Source organism: Streptomyces sp. Z423-1, from assembly GCF_013009255.1.
Taxonomy (GTDB): domain Bacteria; phylum Actinomycetota; class Actinomycetes; order Streptomycetales; family Streptomycetaceae; genus Streptomyces; species Streptomyces gossypiisoli.
Genome location: NZ_CP053109.1, coordinates 2,368,183 through 2,384,396 on the forward strand (window position 1 = coordinate 2,368,183; position 16,214 = coordinate 2,384,396).

Annotated in this window: 12 protein-coding genes and 1 pseudogene; 3 read left to right on the plus strand and 10 right to left on the minus strand. The window is 70.3% G+C overall.

Going from position 1 to position 16,214, the window contains the following annotated elements; translation table 11 throughout:
- Positions 1-33 precede the first annotated feature (33 nt).
- Positions 34-2,136, minus strand: a complete 2,103-nt coding sequence (locus HJD23_RS10620) for an ATP-binding protein (RefSeq protein ID WP_171114476.1) — start codon at positions 2,134-2,136, stop codon at positions 34-36.
- 301 nt (positions 2,137-2,437) lie between these two features.
- Between HJD23_RS10620 and gabT the strand changes: the two genes are divergently transcribed.
- Both gabT and HJD23_RS10630 read left to right on the plus strand, forming a co-directional pair.
- Positions 2,438-3,772: a 4-aminobutyrate--2-oxoglutarate transaminase gene (gene gabT / locus HJD23_RS10625; protein ID WP_171114475.1), complete on the plus strand. Its 1,335-nt coding sequence runs from the start codon at positions 2,438-2,440 to the stop codon at positions 3,770-3,772.
- A 470-nt stretch (positions 3,773-4,242) separates the two neighbouring features.
- Positions 4,243-4,941 (plus strand): phosphatase PAP2 family protein, encoded by a 699-nt coding sequence (locus tag HJD23_RS10630; protein WP_171114474.1) that lies wholly within the window; start codon positions 4,243-4,245, stop codon positions 4,939-4,941.
- Here HJD23_RS10630 and HJD23_RS10635 read toward each other — a convergent pair.
- The 8 genes and pseudogenes from HJD23_RS10635 to HJD23_RS10670 all read right to left on the minus strand — a co-directional run bounded on the left by HJD23_RS10635 (position 4,880) and on the right by HJD23_RS10670 (position 14,519).
- The gene (locus HJD23_RS10635; RefSeq protein WP_171114473.1) at positions 4,880-6,670 is read right to left on the minus strand and encodes a glycoside hydrolase family 18 protein; all 1,791 of its coding nucleotides are present in this window, start codon (positions 6,668-6,670) and stop codon (positions 4,880-4,882) included. The genes HJD23_RS10630 and HJD23_RS10635 overlap by 62 nt on opposite strands.
- A gap of 86 nt (positions 6,671-6,756) precedes the next feature.
- A pseudogene (locus HJD23_RS10640) lies at positions 6,757-7,208 on the minus strand (hypothetical protein).
- 113 nt (positions 7,209-7,321) lie between these two features.
- A complete protein-coding gene (locus HJD23_RS10645) occupies positions 7,322-8,758 on the minus strand; it encodes an FAD-dependent oxidoreductase (protein ID WP_171114472.1) in 1,437 nt (478 codons plus the stop codon).
- A 37-nt stretch (positions 8,759-8,795) separates the two neighbouring features.
- Entirely contained in the window at positions 8,796-9,605 is an 810-nt protein-coding gene (locus HJD23_RS10650) for an ABC transporter permease (protein WP_171114471.1), read from the minus strand.
- A complete protein-coding gene (locus HJD23_RS10655; RefSeq protein ID WP_171114470.1) occupies positions 9,606-10,532 on the minus strand; it encodes an ABC transporter permease in 927 nt (308 codons plus the stop codon).
- The gene (locus HJD23_RS10660; protein ID WP_171118820.1) at positions 10,532-11,677 is read right to left on the minus strand and encodes an ABC transporter ATP-binding protein; all 1,146 of its coding nucleotides are present in this window, start codon (positions 11,675-11,677) and stop codon (positions 10,532-10,534) included. The genes HJD23_RS10655 and HJD23_RS10660 overlap by 1 nt, the downstream gene beginning before the upstream one ends.
- Before the next feature lie 8 nt (positions 11,678-11,685).
- Positions 11,686-12,930 (minus strand): spermidine/putrescine ABC transporter substrate-binding protein, encoded by a 1,245-nt coding sequence (locus tag HJD23_RS10665; RefSeq protein WP_171114469.1) that lies wholly within the window; start codon positions 12,928-12,930, stop codon positions 11,686-11,688.
- Between the two features lie 53 nt (positions 12,931-12,983).
- Positions 12,984-14,519, minus strand: a complete 1,536-nt coding sequence (locus tag HJD23_RS10670) for a gamma-aminobutyraldehyde dehydrogenase (protein WP_171114468.1) — start codon at positions 14,517-14,519, stop codon at positions 12,984-12,986.
- Between the two features lie 211 nt (positions 14,520-14,730).
- Between HJD23_RS10670 and HJD23_RS10675 the strand changes: the two genes are divergently transcribed.
- Entirely contained in the window at positions 14,731-15,315 is a 585-nt protein-coding gene (locus HJD23_RS10675) for an NADAR family protein (protein WP_171114467.1), read from the plus strand.
- A gap of 155 nt (positions 15,316-15,470) precedes the next feature.
- On the opposite strand, the gene HJD23_RS10680 is transcribed toward HJD23_RS10675, so the two are convergent.
- Complete coding sequence (locus HJD23_RS10680; RefSeq protein WP_171114466.1) at positions 15,471-16,139, minus strand: DUF4190 domain-containing protein; 669 nt, start codon at positions 16,137-16,139, stop codon at positions 15,471-15,473.
- Positions 16,140-16,214: the final 75 nt, after the last annotated feature.

Sequence of the window (16,214 nt, forward strand, 5' to 3'; positions counted from 1 at the left end):
GCCTCACCGTACGGTCCCGGCACCCCGAAATCCTCAGTCGCGCAGATCCACCAGCAGCGGCGGCGCGTGCTCACCCTTCACGTTCGTGAGCGACAGCACGGCATGCCCGGGCGGCACCGCGTGCGCCAGCTCGGACGCGGACCACCGCTCCCGCTCGACCTGCCGGACGGTGACCGCCCGCGCGGTCGGCGCCTTGCCGGTGATCACCCGGCGCAGCATGTGCACGGCCTTGCCCGCCGGGGTTTCGGCGATGATCTGCCGGTCGGTGACGTCCCGGGTCTCGGTCCACTCCGTGCCCCACACCTCGGCGAAGTCCTGCCCGTCCCACGGGGTGAGCCCGGACAGGGCGACCCTGCACCCAGTGGCCCCGAGCAGGGGTCCACGCAGCGGGCGCGGTACGTCGTCCAGGGTGCGCAGCGTCAGCACGGCCCCGGCGTGCGCCGACCGCAGCCGCTGGATGCCCCGGACGGCCTCGGGCGTCACGACGCCGGTCGCGTCGTCCAGGACCAGGCAGGCGAACAGCGAGCGGTCCTCCCGTACCGTCACGCTCGCCGTGAACTGGGCGAGGACCAGACGCGCCAGCATCCGGGAGGCGTCGGCGTGCCCGCGTTCGGGCAGGTCGATGCGGACCCGCACGGGGTGGTCGAGGGCCTTCAGCGAGAACGGCCGGGACTGTCCGGAGGTGTCGAAGAAGCCCGCGAAGGCGGGACGGTCCAGCAGCGCCACCCGGTCGGCGAGCACGCAGCCCACGTCTCCCGGGTGGCCCAGCTGCCGCTCGCGGGCGTCGAGTTCCCGCAGCAGGGAGTCCTGCCCGGCGTCCTGCAGCGCCGTCCGCAGCTCACTCATCGGCCCGGGCGCGCCATCGAGCAGTCCGCGCAGTTCCGGTACGGAGGGGAAGCGGCCGTGGACCGCGCGGAACGGGCCGAGGAGCTGGGCCAGCACGGTGGTGGAGCGGCGGCTGTCGCTGCCGGGGTGCGGGTCGGCGAGGTCCCCGACCAGCGCCTCGGCCAGTATGGCGGCGGCCTCGTCGGGGTCGGTGGTGCCGCCGTACAGGTCGAGGTCGTGGACGGACTCCGGGTTGCCGATGCGGACGACGACGTCGTAGGCGTCGGCCGGGCCGAGCCTCGCGCCCGCTGCTCCGACGACCACGACGGCGGCGCGTCCGGCGAGCGCGTGCAGGCACAGCGACTCGGCGACGGGCCACACGACGCGCCCCGTCTTGCCGGAACCGGCGGGTCCGACGGCGAGCAGTGAGGTGCCGAGCAGATCGGGGCCGAGGGCGAGGCCGGTGCCCCGGTAGGCATAGGGGTTGCGCGGGTCGTCGACGGTGACCCCCAGCCGCACCTGCCCGGTGACCAGGTCGTGCTGGGCCAGCCGGCCGGGCAGGTCTCGCTCCCCGGAGGGGTGCAGACAGGCCATGGCGCCGTCCTTCAGCACGGCCGAGGTGAACGTGGCGAGGCTGTGCCGCCCGCTGCGCACCCCCTGCCAGGCCCGCGTGATTCGCGCGTGGTCGACGTCCCGCATGAGCCCGGCCCGCGCGTCACCCGCCAGCCGCTCGGCGACCTCGACCGCACCGGCGGCCCGGAGCTGGTTCCACCCGGCGGGGTCGTCCGCAGGGGCGGGGACCGCTTCCTGGGGCCGCGGGCGCCGGAAGCGGGGGGCCAGGAAGCGGCGCCACACCTCGTTCCAGCGTCCGAGCCGACCCGCTCCGACCATGATCGTCAAGGCCACGAGCACCTGGTAGCCCCGGTACACGAGAAAGGTGCCCACCTCGCCGATCTGACTGTCGCCGCCGCGCCAGGAGTCGGGGACGATCAGGTCGAACGGAATCCACCACCAGGTGCCGAGGTAGCCGTTCTGCAGCAGGGACCAGATCAGCCAGCCGACCAGGAAGGCGATCAGCGCACCGCTCAGCAACTGCCGCGCGGGAATTGCCTCGGGTTCCTGCTCCGGCCGCGGCCGGTACCCGAATCGCCACACCCCGGGCGCCGCCTCCGGCCGGGGCGTGCGCAGCCAGGCGAGGAAGGCGGAGCCGTCCGGCCGCGGCGGCATCGCCGGCATGGGGGGCGGCCCCGCCGGGCGTGGCACAGGGTTGGCCTGTGCGCGCCGCGCGTCCTGCGTCCCGTCGCTGTCCATCGCCCTTGCCCCCTGACCAGCCGCTCCGTCCACCATCAGCGAGTCAATCTAACGCCCTCGCAGGGGCAGTTCGGCGATTGCGCGCCGGGGTGGCGATGAGGCGCCCCCACCTTGCTATGTCCACCACGGACAACCCGTTCCGGCGACAACGCCCACATGGAGCATGCCCACGCCCCACCCCCGGCCCTAGCCTGCGAAGAAACAAGGCAAGCGTCCGAAAACCCCCACCCGGAACGTCCGGTTCACCGGAATGATCCGGTTCGGAATGATCCGGTTCGCAAGATCAACCAGGGAGCCCCTCATGACCGCAATCCCGCAGGAGCGCCGCGTCGTCACCGCCATCCCCGGCCCGAAGTCGCAGGAACTGCAGGCCCGTCGTACCGCCGCGGTCGCCCAGGGCGTGGGCTCCGTGCTGCCGGTGTTCACCGCGCGCGCGGGCGGCGGGATCATCGAGGACGTCGACGGCAACCGCCTCATCGACTTCGGTTCCGGTATCGCCGTGACGTCCGTCGGCGCGTCCGCCGAGGCCGTCGTACGCCGGGCGAGCGCCCAGCTCGCCGACTTCACGCACACCTGTTTCATGGTCACGCCGTACGAGGGGTACGTCGAGGTCGCCGAGGCGCTCGCCGAGCTGACGCCGGGCGGCCACGCCAAGAAGTCCGCGCTGTTCAACTCCGGCGCCGAGGCCGTCGAGAACGCCGTCAAGATCGCCCGCGCGTACACCAAGCGGCAGGCCGTCGTCGTCTTCGACCACGGCTACCACGGCCGGACGAACCTCACCATGGCGCTGACCGCCAAGAACATGCCGTACAAGCACGGCTTCGGCCCGTTCGCGCCCGAGGTGTACCGGGTGCCGGTGGCCTACGGCTACCGCTGGCCGACCGGCCCGGAGAACGCGGGCCCGGAGGCCGCCGCGCAGGCCATCGACCAGATGTCCAAGCAGGTCGGCGCGGACAACATCGCCGCGATCATCATCGAGCCGGTGCTCGGTGAGGGTGGCTTCATCGAGCCGGCCAAGGGCTTCCTCCCCGCAATCCGGCAGTTCGCCGCCGACAACGGCATCGTCTTCGTCGCCGACGAGATCCAGTCCGGCTTCTGCCGCACCGGCCAGTGGTTCGCCTGCGAGGACGAGGGCATCGTCCCCGACCTGATCACCACCGCCAAGGGCATCGCGGGCGGTCTGCCGCTCGCCGCCGTGACCGGCCGCGCCGAGATCATGGACGCCGCGCACGCCGGTGGCCTGGGCGGCACCTACGGCGGCAACCCGGTCGCCTGCGCCGGTGCGCTCGGCGCCATCGAGACCATGAAGGAGCTCGACCTCAACGCCAGGGCGAAGAACATCGAGGCGGTCATGAAGGCCCGCCTCACCGCCATGGCCGAGAAGTTCGACATCATCGGCGACGTCCGCGGCCGGGGCGCGATGATCGCCATCGAGCTGGTCAAGGACCGCGCCACCAAGGAGCCCAACCCCGAGGCCACCACCGCGCTCGCCAAGGCCTGCCACGCCGAGGGCCTGCTGGTCCTGACCTGTGGCACCTACGGCAACGTGTTGCGCTTCCTGCCGCCGCTGGTCATCGGCGAGGACCTGCTGAACGAGGGCCTCGACATCATCGAGCAGGCGTTCGCACGCATCTGAGTACGGGCCTGAGCACGCATCTGAGCACGGGCATGAGCACGGGCCTGTTCATCCGGCGCCCCACGTCAGAGCGTGTGAAGAACGTGTGCGAGGTGGATGGCGGGTCGGGATTGCGTCTGTCGCACCCGCGGCGCCTGCCGTAAATTCTGACGCGATGAGATACACCCCGCCCACAGGGAACTGTGGGTGACATCAGGCCGGGGCCTCCCCAGCTTCGACCTGGTCGTGCCTCGCGCACACAACCGGGGCCCTCGGCTCCGGGTCTCCTCACCGATCGGACGGTCGCTCGCCCCAAACCCCCCGGGGCGCGCGACGTTCCGGTCCGGACGGCCGCCTGGGAGCGGTACGCCCCTGAAGGCCGGCGCAGACCCCCCCTTGCGTCGGCCTTTCGGCGTGTTTGGGGTGTGTTTTGGCGTGCCAGTCGTCCAGACCTGTGAGGGTGGCTGCTGCCACCTGCGAAGCTGTTCCCCGTGCTTCCTCTGCTGCTCGCCCTGCCCGCCGTCCTGTTCGTGCTGATCACCTGGCAGGTCGTCGCCGACGGGCCGCTGGTCCGGCTGGACGAGCGGCTCAGCCGCGCGCTCGTCCAGCCGGACCGGTTCTCCGAACTCCTCGCCGATCTCGGCAACGTCCAGATCGCCGTCCCCGTGCTCGTCCTGGTCGCGGGGTACAGCGCGTGGCGGGCCCGGGGCGCGGGGACGCACCGCTGGTGGCTGCCGGGTGCCGCCGCCGTCGTCCTGATGGCCCTGGTCCCGGCCCTCGTCGTCCCGCTCAAGGAACTGACCGACCGCCCCGGCACCCCCGTCGAGCCCCCGGCCACCGGCTACTACCCCTCCGGGCACACCGCGACGGCCGCGGTCGCCTACGGCTGCGCGACCCTGCTCCTCCTCTCCCGGCCGGGCGGCCCGCTCGTCCGCCGCGCGCTGCTCGCCGTCTGCCTCGCCCTCAATCTCGGCGTCGGCTTCGGGCTGGTCCGGCGCGGCTACCACTGGCCACTGGACGTCGTGGCCAGTTGGTGCCTCTGTACGGTGCTGATCACCGGCTATGTGCTGTACGTCGGCAGCGCCGGACGCGTCGGACGTGCCGGACACGCCGGACGCGTCGACCCACTCAGCCGAAGTAGCCGTCGAACGTCCGCTGGAACTCCCAGTTCGCGTACCGGTCCCAGTTGATCGACCACGTCATCAGTCCGCGCAGAGCGGGCCAGGTGCCGTGGGTGGTGTACGAGCCGCAGTTGGTCTTCTTCGTCAGGCAGTCGAGGGTCTTCACGACCTCGGCCGGGGGGACGTGACCGTTGCCCGCGTGTGTGGACGCCGGCATGCCGATCGCCACCTGCTCCGGGCGCAGCGGCGGGAAGACGTTGTTCTGGTCGCCCGCGACCGGGAAGCCGGTGAGCAGCATGTCGGTCATGGCGATGTGGAAGTCGGCGCCACCCATGGTGTGGTACTGGTTGTCCAGGCCCATGATCGGGCCCGAGTTGTAGTCCTGGACGTGCAGCAGGGTGAGGTCGTCGCGCATCGCGTGGATGACCGGGAGGTACGCGCCCGCCCTCGGGTCCTGGCCGCCCCACTGGCCGGTGCCGTAGTACTGGTAGCCGAGCTGGACGAAGAAGGTCTCCGGCGCCATGGTCAGCACGAAGTCGTCGCCGTACCGGGCCTTCAGGGTCTTCAGCGCCGAGATCAGGTTCACGATCACCGGGGTCTTGGGGTTCTTGAAGTCGGTGTCGTCGGCGTTCAGGGACAGCGAGTGGCCCTCGAAGTCGATGTCCAGGCCGTCCAGGCCGTACTCGTCGATGATCCTCGACACCGACGCCACGAAGGTGTCGCGGGCCGCCGTGGTCGTCAGCTGTACCTGGCCGTTCTGGCCGCCGATCGAGATCAGCACCTTCTTGCCCGCCGCCTGCTTGGCCCGGATCGCCGCCTTGAACTCGGCGTCGCTCTCGACGTTCGGGCACTCGGTGACCGGGCAGCGGTCGAAGCGGATGTCGCCGGAGGTGACCGAGGTCGGCTCGCCGAAGGCCAGGTCGATGACGTCCCAGCTGTCGGGCACGTCGGCGAGGCGGGTGTAGCCGGAGCCATTGGCAAAGCCGGCGTGCAGATAGCCGACCAGGGCGTGCGGCGGGAGGTCGGGGGAACTGCCGCCGCCCTGGGTGGTTGTCGCGATCACGGTCGCCGACTTCGCCGACTCGCCCGCGTCGTTGACGGCGGCGACCTGGAAGGCGTACGCCGTCTGCGGCGACAGTCCGGTCACCGTGGCCGAAGTGCCGCTCACCGTCTGGACCTGCACACCGTCGCGGTAGACGGCGTAACCGGACGCACCCGTCACCGCGGACCACGACAGGGCGACGCCGGCGGAGGTCACCGTGCCGACCTTCAGCCCCGTCGGCGGGGCGGGCGGCTGTCCGACGTCGCCGCCGGGGCCGATCAGGGTGATGTCGTCGGCGTGGTAGGCGCCGGTGCCGTACCAGCCGTGCGTGTAGATGGTGACGCGCGTGGTGGACGGGCCCGTGCGGAAGGTGGTGGTCAGTTGCTGCCAGGCGGGGGCGGACTGGGTCCAGGTGGATACGTCGGTGGTGCCGGTGCCGGAGGCGCCGAGGTGGACGTAGGAGCCGCGGACGTGACCGCTGAGCGTGTAGGAGGAGTCCGGCCGCACGGTCACCGTCTGCGCGCACCGGGCGTTGTCACTGCCCGCCGGGGTCGCCTGCAACGCGGAACTGCCACTGCGCACGGGTGAGTTGACCGTCGTACCGGAGGTGCAGGTCCAGCCGTCGAGGCCGGATTCGAAGCCGCCGTTGCGGGCGAGGTCCGCGTCGGCCGCACGGGCGGCCGACGAGAGCGCGGTGACGCCGGGCAGGATCAGTGCCGCGGCGGTGAGGAGGGCGAGGGGTCTGAAGCGGTCCACAAGTGCCTCCAGGCAGGGGGGAATTGGAGGGTGGAGCGCCCACAACTTGGTCCAGACCAATCTCGCTTGTCAAGGGTTCTCGTCGGCTAGCCCCCCTCCTGCGTCGCCAGGCCCGCCGCTGCCTCGTGCATTGCCAGTTCCAGCAGCGTCGGGTCCGTCAGCGTGCCCGAGCCGTCCGGGGGACCAGCCAGCGCACCTTGCCGATGGAGCGGCCCGGGTACGGTACGACGATCCAGACGCCGGCTCCGGCGGTGCGGATGCCCGTGCCGATCCAGCGGCACGCCGTGCCCGGCGGTACGAAGAACCCCATCCGGGCGTCGCCGAAGTCGACGAGCACCGGGCCCGGTCGGTCGAGGATGCGGGTGAGGACGTCGAGCGTGCGATGGCCGAGCCTGCCCGGCAGGATCAGTACGTCCCAGACCCGGCCGGCGGGCAGCAGCGCGACCCCCAGGGGGTTGCGCTCCCATTCCCACCGGCAGGCCTCGGGGTCCGGTGCGACGGATGCCAGCCACTCGACGGCCGTCTTCGCCCCTGTCATGAGGAAACCTCCCTCTCTGTTCGTGGACGCTGGCCGCGTCACGAGGGAGAGGGAGGTCTCCTGCCGGGCATTACGCGGCTTTCCGCACCCCATGGGAGTGAACCGAGTCACGCTCAGCTGTCGAAGCCGAGCCCCAGTCTGTCCAGCGTCTTCAGCCACAGGTTGCGCCGCCCGTCGTGGGCGTCCGCCCTGGCCAGCGACCACTTGGTGAGGGCGATACCGGTCCAGGCGAACGGCTCCGGCGGGAACGGCAGCGGCTTCTTGCGGACCATGTCGAGCGAGGTGCGCTCCGTGTGCTCTCCGGCCAGCAGGTCGAGCATGACGTCGGCGCCGAATCTCGTCGCCCCCACGCCGAGCCCCGTGTAGCCCGCCGCGTACGCGACCCTGCCGCCGTGCGCCGTGCCGAAGAACGCCGAGAAGCGGGAGCAGGTGTCGATCGCGCCGCCCCAGGCGTGGGTGAAGCGGACGCCCTCCAGCTGCGGGAAGCAGGTGAAGAAGTGCCCGGCGAGCTTGGCGTACGTCTCCGGGCGGTCGTCGTACTCGGCGCGCACCCGGCCGCCGTACGGGTAGATGGCGTCGTAGCCGCCCCACAGGATGCGGTTGTCGGCGGAGAGCCGGAAGTAGTGGAACTGGTTGGCGCTGTCCCCGAGGCCCTGCCGGTTCTTCCAGCCGATCGCGTCGAGCTGCTCGGCGGTGAGCGGTTCGGTCATCAGGGCGTAGTCGTAGACCGGGACGGTGTACGCGCGGACGCGTCTGACGAGGCTCGGGAAGATGTTCGTGCCGAGCGCGACCTTGCGGGCACGGACCTGGCCGTAGGGGGTGCGTACGGCCATTCCGGCGCCGTACGGCCTGAGGGTGAGGGCGGGGGTGTGCTCATGGATGCGCACGCCGAGGTCGAGGCAGGCCCGCTTCAGGCCCCAGGCGAGCCTGGCGGGGTTGAGCATGGCGACGCCGCGGCGGTCCCAGAGGCCCGCCTGGAACGTCGGCGAGTCGACCTGTGCCCGCACCGCCTCGGCGTCCAGGAACTCCACGCCCTCGGCGAGGCCCTCGCGCTCCATCTTCTCGTACCAGTCGCGCAGTTCCCACGCCTGGTAGGTCTCGGTGGCGACGTCGATCTCGCCGGTGCGCTCGAAGTCGCAGTCGATGGCGTACCGGGCGACCGCCGCCTCGATTCCGTCGAGGTTGCGGGCGCCCAGCTCGTGGAGCTTGTGGATCTCGTCGGGCCAGCGGGTCAGGCCGTTGGGCAGGCCGTGGGTGAGGGAGGCGGCGCAGAAGCCGCCGTTGCGGCCGGAGGCGGCCCAGCCCACCTCACGGCCTTCCAGCAGGACGACATCGCGCCCGGGGTCGCGCTCCTTGGCATTGAGCGCGGTCCACAGCCCGCTGTAGCCGCCGCCGACGACCAGCAGGTCGCAGGTCTCGGCGCCGGTCAGCGCGGGCTCGGGGTGGGGCCTGCCGGGGTCGTCCAGCCAGTACGCGACCGGCTGTGCTTCGGAAAGGGACTTCGTCCAGGTGTCGTTGTCGTTGCCACGGCTCATGGCGCTTGGGGCCATGATTTCAACTCCCTACGGATGCGCTACGCCTTCTGGCCTACGGGTGCATCGCCTTCTGGCGCTTTCGGCGGCTGCCGAGGGCCATGGAGGCCAGGACGAACAGTACGGCGACGACGAACATGGCCGTACCGACGACATTGATCTGAACAGGCGTGCCGCGCTGTGCCGAGCCCCAGACGAACATGGGGAAGGTGACGGTCGAGCCCGCGTTGAAATTGGTGATGATGAAATCGTCGAAGGAGAGCGCGAAGGCGAGCAGCGCGCCCGCCGCGATTCCGGGGGCGGCGATCGGCAGCGTGACCCGGACGAAGGTCTGGAACGGACCGGCGTACAGATCGCGCGCGGCCTCCTCCAGCCTCGGGTCCATCGACATCACACGCGCCTTGACGGCCGTCACGACGAAGCTGAGGCAGAACATGATGTGCGCGATCAGGATCGTCCAGAATCCCAACTGGACACCCATGTTGAGGAAGAGCGTCAGCAGCGAGGCCGCCATCACCACCTCGGGCATCGCCATGGGCAGGAAGATCAGCGAGTTGACGGCGCCCCGCGCGCGGAAGCGGTACCGCACCAGCGCGAAGGCGATCATCGCGCCGAGGACCGTGGCGCCCAGCGTCGCCCAGAGGGCGATCTGGAGACTCAGGGAAAGCGAGCCGCACAGGTCGGCGACGCCGCACGGATCGGTCCAGGCGGCCGTGGAGAATTCCTGCCACTCGTAGTTGAAACGGCCCTTCGGCTGGTTGAAGGAGAAAACCGTCACGACGACGTTCGGCAGCAGCAGAAATCCGAGCGTGAACATCCCCGCGATGACGACGAGATGGCGCTTGAGCCAGTTGACGAAGGCCATTTAAACCAGATCCTCCGTGCCGGACTTGCGGATGTAGAGCGTCACCATGATGAGGATCGCGAACATCAGGATGAAGGACAGCGCCGCGGCCGTCGGATAGTCCAGAATCCGCAGGAACTGCGACTGAATGACGTTTCCGATCATGCGGGTGTCGGTGGAGCCGAGCAGATCGGCGTTCACGTAGTCACCGGCGGCCGGGATGAAGGTCAGCAGCGTGCCGGAGACGACACCGGGCATCGACAGCGGGAAGGTGACCTTCCGGAAGGTCGTGAACGGCTTCGCGTACAGGTCGCCCGCCGCCTCGTGCAGCCGGCCGTCGATCCGCTCCAGCGAGGTGTACAGCGGCAGGATCATGAACGGCAGGAAGTTGTACGTCAGACCGCACACGACCGCCAGCGGGGTGGCCAGCACCCGCTCCCCGGCGGTGATGCCGAGCCAGCTGGTGACGTCCAGGACGTGCAGCGCGTTGAGGGCGCCGACGACCGGGCCGCCGTCCGCGAGGATCGTCTTCCAGGCGAGCGTACGGATCAGAAAGCTGGTGAAGAACGGCGCGATCACCAGGATCATGATCAGGTTCCGCCAGCGGCCCGCGCGGAACGCGATCAGATACGCCAGCGGATAGCCCAGCAGCAGACACAGGATCGTCGCGGACCCGGCGTACACCACCGAGCGCAGGAACTGCGGCCAGTACTCGGACAGCGCGTTCCAGTACGTGACGAAGTGCCAGGTGACCTCGTAGCCCTCCTCCAGGGAGCCCGTCTGCACGGACGTGGAGGCCTGGTAGACCATCGGCAGCGCGAAGAAGATCAGCAGCCAGAGGATGCCGGGCAGCAGCAGCCAGTACGGCGTGAGGCGGCCGCGTCTGCGCGGTGGTTTCTTCGCCGGTGCGGGCACCAGCGGCGGTGGCGCCTCGGTGAGCGTCGTCATCAGGCGGCCTCTTCCTCGGTGCCCGCGTCGATGTCCTGCGTGGCGTCCAGGCCGAAGGTGTGCGCGGGGCTCCAGTGCAGGACGACGTCGGCGCCGGGCGTGAGGCGGCCGTCGCGCTCGACGTTCTGCACGTAGACGGCGAGCTCGGGGCAGACGGGGCTGTCGATGACGTACTGCGTGGAGACGCCGATGAAACTGGCGTCGGCGATGGTGCCGGTGACCCGGTTGCGGCCCTCCGGGATCTCCCCGGCGTCGTCCGCGTGGACGAGGGAGATCTTCTCGGGGCGCACGCCGACCAGCACCTTGCCGCCGGTCGCGGTGGACGCGGAACAGCGCTCCGAGGGGAGCATGAGCTTGCCGCCGCCCGCCTTGAGGACGACGTCGTCGCCCGACTTGGTGTCGACCTCGGCCTCGATCAGGTTGGAGGTGCCGAGGAAGTTGGCGACGAAGGTGGTGCGCGGGTTCTCGTACAGCTCGGCGGGGGCGCCGAGCTGCTCGACCCGGCCCGCGTTCATCACGGCGACCGTGTCGGCCATCGTCATGGCCTCCTCCTGGTCGTGCGTGACGTGCACGAAGGTGATGCCGACCTCGGTCTGGATGCGCTTGAGCTCCAGCTGCATCTGCCGGCGCAGCTTCAGGTCCAGGGCGCCGAGGGGCTCGTCGAGGAGCAGCACCTTGGGGTGGTTGATCAGCGCGCGGGCGACGGCGACGCGCTGCTGCTGGCCGCCGGAGAGCTGGTGCGGCTTCTTGCGGGCCTGCTCGCCGAGCTGGACCAGGTCGAGCATCTCCTCGACCTGCTTCTTCACGCTCTTGACGCCGCGCCGGCGCAGACCGAAGGCGACGTTCTCGAAGATGTCGAGGTGCGGGAAGAGGGCATAGGACTGGAAGACCGTGTTCACCGGCCGCTTGTACGGCGGCAGCGCGGTCACGTCCTGGTCGCCGAGCGAGACGGTGCCGCTCGTCGGCTCCTCGAGTCCCGCGATCATCCGCAGGGTGGTGGTCTTGCCGCAGCCCGAGGCGCCGAGCAGGGCGAAGAAGGAGCCCTGCGGGACGGTCAGGTCCAGCGGATGTACGGCGGTGAAGGAGCCGTAGGTCTTGCTGATTCCGGAGAGGCGGACGTCGCCGCTGCTGTCCTTCGTCGTCATCGTCGTCGTCACGCCCCTGTGAGCTTCGCGAACTTCTCTTCGTACGCCGTCTCTTCCTTCGAGCTCAGCGAGCGGAAGGCGTGAGACTTGGCGGCCATCTCTTCGTCGGGAATGATCAGCGGGTTGTTCGCCGCGTCCTCATCGATCTTGGCGAGTTCCGCCTTCACCCCGTCGACCGGGCACACGTAGTTGATGTACGCGGCGAGCTGCGCGGCCGGCCCCGGCTCGTAGTAGAAGTCGATGAGCCGCTCGGCGTTGGTCTTGTGGCGGGCCTTGTTGGGCACCAGGAGGTTGTCCGTCGACGTCATGTAACCGCTGTCGGGGATGACGAAGTCGACGTCCGGGCTGTCCGCCTTGAGCTGGACGACGTCCCCGGCCCAGGCGAGGCAGGCCGCGAAGTCGCCCTTGCTGAGGTCCGAGGTGTAGTCGTTGCCGGTGAAACGGCGGATCTGGCCCTTGTCGACAGCCTTCTGCAGACGGGCGATCGCCGCGTCGAAGTCGTCGTCGGTGAACGTGGCCGGGTCCTTGCCCATGTCCAGCAGCGTCATGCCGACGGTGTCGCGCAGCTCGGTGAGGAAGCCGACGCGGCCCTTGAGCCTGGGGTTGTCGAGCAGGTCGGAGACGGACTTCACCTCGACGCCGTCCAGCGCCTTCTTGTTGTAGGCGATGACCGTGGAGATGCCGGTCCAGGGGTAGGAGTACGCCCGTCCCGGGTCCCAGTCGGGGCTGCGGAACTGCTGGGAGAGGTTGGCGTACGCGGTGGGCAGGTTGGACGCGTCCAGTTTCTGGACCCAGCCGAAGCGGATGAGGCGCGCGGCGAGCCAGTCGGTCACACAGATCAGATCACGGCCGGTGTCCTGGCCGGCCGCCAGCTGCGGCTTGATCTTGCCGAAGAACTCGACGTTGTCGTTGATGTCCTCCGTGTACTTGACGGTGATGCCGGTGCGCCTCCTGAACTCGTCGAGCGTCGGATGACGCTTGCCGCTCTCGTCGACGTCCATGTACTCGGTCCAGTTGGAGAAGCTGACCGTCTTCTCCTTCGCCGAGTGGTCCTCGGACGACACTCCGGACGTCTGCGCCGCCGGCGGAATGCCGCAGGCGCTCAGCGCCCCCAGGCCACCGACCGCGAGCGCGCCACCGGCGGAGGCGCGCAACAGCGAACGGCGGGTGAGGGAGGCCCTGCCGCTGCGCAGGCTGCGCCGCATGGCGGCCACCTGGGCCGCGGACGGGCGGTCGGGCTCGTACTGCTCCATGCGCGTGGTGCCCTTTCGGGATGGGCGGCCGCGGTTCGGGCGGCCTGAAGTGGTCATCGGTCCCCGAAGATCGTGCGGTGCCAGTCCTTCCGAGCGACCGCCGTGTTGTCGAACATAACGTGCTTGAGCTGCGTGTACTCGTCGAACGAGTACACGGACATGTCCTTGCCGAAGCCGGACTGTTTGTATCCGCCGTGCGGCATCTCGCTGATGATCGGGATGTGATCGTTCACCCACACGCAGCCCGCCTTGATCTCGCGGGTGGCGCGGTTCGCGCGGTAGACGTCACGGCTCCAGGCAGAGGCCGCGAGACCGTACGGGGTGTCGTTGGCGAGCCGGATCCCTTCGTCGTCGGTGTCGAAGGGCAGGACCACGAGGACCGGTCCGAAGATCTCGGACTGGACGATCTCGCTGTCCTGGGGCGCGTCCGCGACGAGGGTGGGCCGATAGTACGCGCCGTTCTTGAGCTCGCCCTGCGGGGCTTCCCCACCGGTGACCACGCGCGCGTAGGCACGCGCCCGGTCGACGAAACCGGCGACGCGGTCCCGCTGGACGTGCGAGATGAGCGGCCCGAGGTCGGTGCCCGCCGCGAAGGGGTCGCCGAGGCGGACGGTTTCCATGAGGGCGGAGGTCTTGTCGACGAACGCCTCGTAGAGGGGGCGCTGTACGTACACGCGCGTGGCGGCGGTGCAGTCCTGGCCGGTGTTGATCAGCGCGCCCGCGACCGCGCCGTGGACGGCGGCCTCCAGGTCGGCGTCGTCGAACACCACGAAGGGTGCCTTGCCGCCCAGCTCCAGGTGCAGCCGCTTGACGGTGGCGGTGGCGATCTCGGCGACGCGCTTGCCGACGGCGGTGGAGCCGGTGAAGGACGTCATGGCCACGTCCGGGTGACCGACGAGGTGCTCGCCGGCCTCCTTGCCGGTGCCGGTGACGATGTTGACGACACCGTCCGGGATCCCGGCGTCGGTGGCGGCCTGCGCGAACAGCAGGGAGGTCAGCGGGGTCAGCTCGGCGGGCTTGAGGACGATCGTGTTGCCCGCGGCGATCGCCGGGAGGATCTTCCACGCGGCCATCTGGAGGGGATAGTTCCAGGGCGCGACGGAGCCGACGACGCCGATGGGCTCGCGGCGGACGTACGAGGTGTGGTGGCCGGAGTACTCACCGGCGGACTGGCCCTGGAGGTGCCGGGCGGCCCCCGCGAAGAAGGACGTGTTGTCGATCGTGCCCGGCACGTCGAACTCGCGGGTCAGCTTCAGCGGCTTGCCGCACTGCAGGGACTCGGCGCGGGCGAAGTCCTCCGCGCGCTCGGCGAGCACGGCGGCGAAGCGGTGCAGCGCGTCGGAACGCTCACCGGGGGTGGCGCCGGCCCACGCCGGGAACGCCTCGCGGGCGGCGGCGACGGCCGCGTCCACGTCGTCCGTGCCCGCCAGGTCGTACGTGAGGACCTCCTCGCCGGTGGCTGGGTCGACGACCGCGTGGGTCCGGCCCGAGGTGCCCTTCGTGAGGCGGCCCGCGATGTACTGCGCGCCGTCCGCGAAACGGTCCTGGGCGGGGAATCGTTCCGGGGTGCTCCTGCCCGGGTTGTGCATGTCGCTCTCCTCCGCCGTCGCCCCGCTGTCCCTGGGGGCGGGTGGCGTAGCTCCAGCTCGATTTGAGTGCCGATCCTGACAGAGGGGCGGGCGTCCAACAAGTGATTCCGTTGTTGCCTTTTGGTTAAGCGACGGAATCTGTCGACCAGGTGTCGAGTCGGCGTTTAAAAGGGGGGACGGAGTGTCAGTGGTGCCTGCCAGACTCGCATGCATGGAGAGGACGGACAGGGTCCGGGGAGTGATCAATTCCCGGGATGCGCTGGTCAGGGAGGTCCGCGCGGGCGCTCGGATCAAGTATCTGCACTTCTGGGGGCACCGGCCGCGACCGGACGGGCGGATCGGCGCGAGCTGTCTGAGCCAGTGGTGGCCGTCGCCGTTCACCGTGGACGGGGTGGAGTACGCGACGGCGGAGCACTGGATGATGGCCGGCAAGGCACGGCTCTTCGACGACGCGGAGGCGGAGCGGCGCGTGCTGGCGGCCGGGCATCCCGCCGAGGCGAAGAAGGCGGGGCGGCTGGTGCGGGGCTTCGACGAGGCCGTGTGGGAGCGCGAGCGGTTCGGGATCGTGGCCGAGGGCAGCGTCCACAAGTTCGCCGCGCATGCCGATCTGCGGGAGTTTCTGCTGGGCACCGGGGAGCGGGTGCTGGTGGAGGCGAGCCCCGTGGACCGCGTGTGGGGCATCGGGCTGGCCGCGGACGACGAGGCGGCGTCGGATCCGGAGCGGTGGCGGGGGCCGAATCTGCTGGGGTTCGCGCTGATGGAGGCGCGGGAGCGGCTACGCCGACCCCGCCCATGATGCCGGCGAGGCCGACAGTCGCCGCGCCCTTGTTGGGGGCCTCACCGCGCTGCACACCACGCGGATGATGCCCAGCACCAGGCCCGTGGTCCTCATGCCGTTGCTCGGCTGCGCGGGCACCGCAGTGACCCTGATCGTCGCGGCGGGTGGCTGTTTCAGTGGTGGGCCGGGGCGGTGGCCACGGGGGCCGGGGCGCCGTAGTACGGGTCGTCTTCGTACGGCTGGTCGCTGTTGATGGCGGCCGTGATCCCGACGGCGATCAGGACGATCACCGCGAGGCCGAGGACGATCCCGATGATGCCCATGATCAGACCTGCCTGGGCCTGACCGTGGTTGTCGGCCACTCCGGACTCGGCCCGCTTGCGGCCCTTGAGACCGAAGACGACGGCGAGGATGCCGGTCACGACCGAGACCACGCCGTACAGGCAGAACAGGGTGCACGAGACGATGCCCAGCACCATCGCCGCGATGCCCATCCCGTTCTGAGGGGGCCTGGGCATCCCGGGCCAGCCGTAGCCGCCCTGGGGATAGCCGGGGTAGCCGTAGCCGTAGCCGCCGGTTGCTCCCGGGCCGGTGGGGGCGACGGGCGGGGGTGGGACGGCGGGGCCGGAGCCGGTGCCGGAGTGGTCGAACGGTGTCGTCCCGGCGGGCGGGGTGAAACCCGCGCCCGGCATCGAGGTGACCGTGGCATGGTCGTGCACGGAGGGCGGCTGCGGTGTGGACGGTGCGGCGTCGGGCGCCTGATTCTTCTCCAGCGGGCTCTTGCTCTGGGGAGGCGCCCACGGGTCGTGGCCGCCTCCGCCAGGCTGCGTCGCGTCCGTCATGTCGCATCCCCCCTGGGTCGATCGTGTCGCCATGCTACGGGGCCGTCCGCTGCGAGCCACATGCGGGTGTGTGGA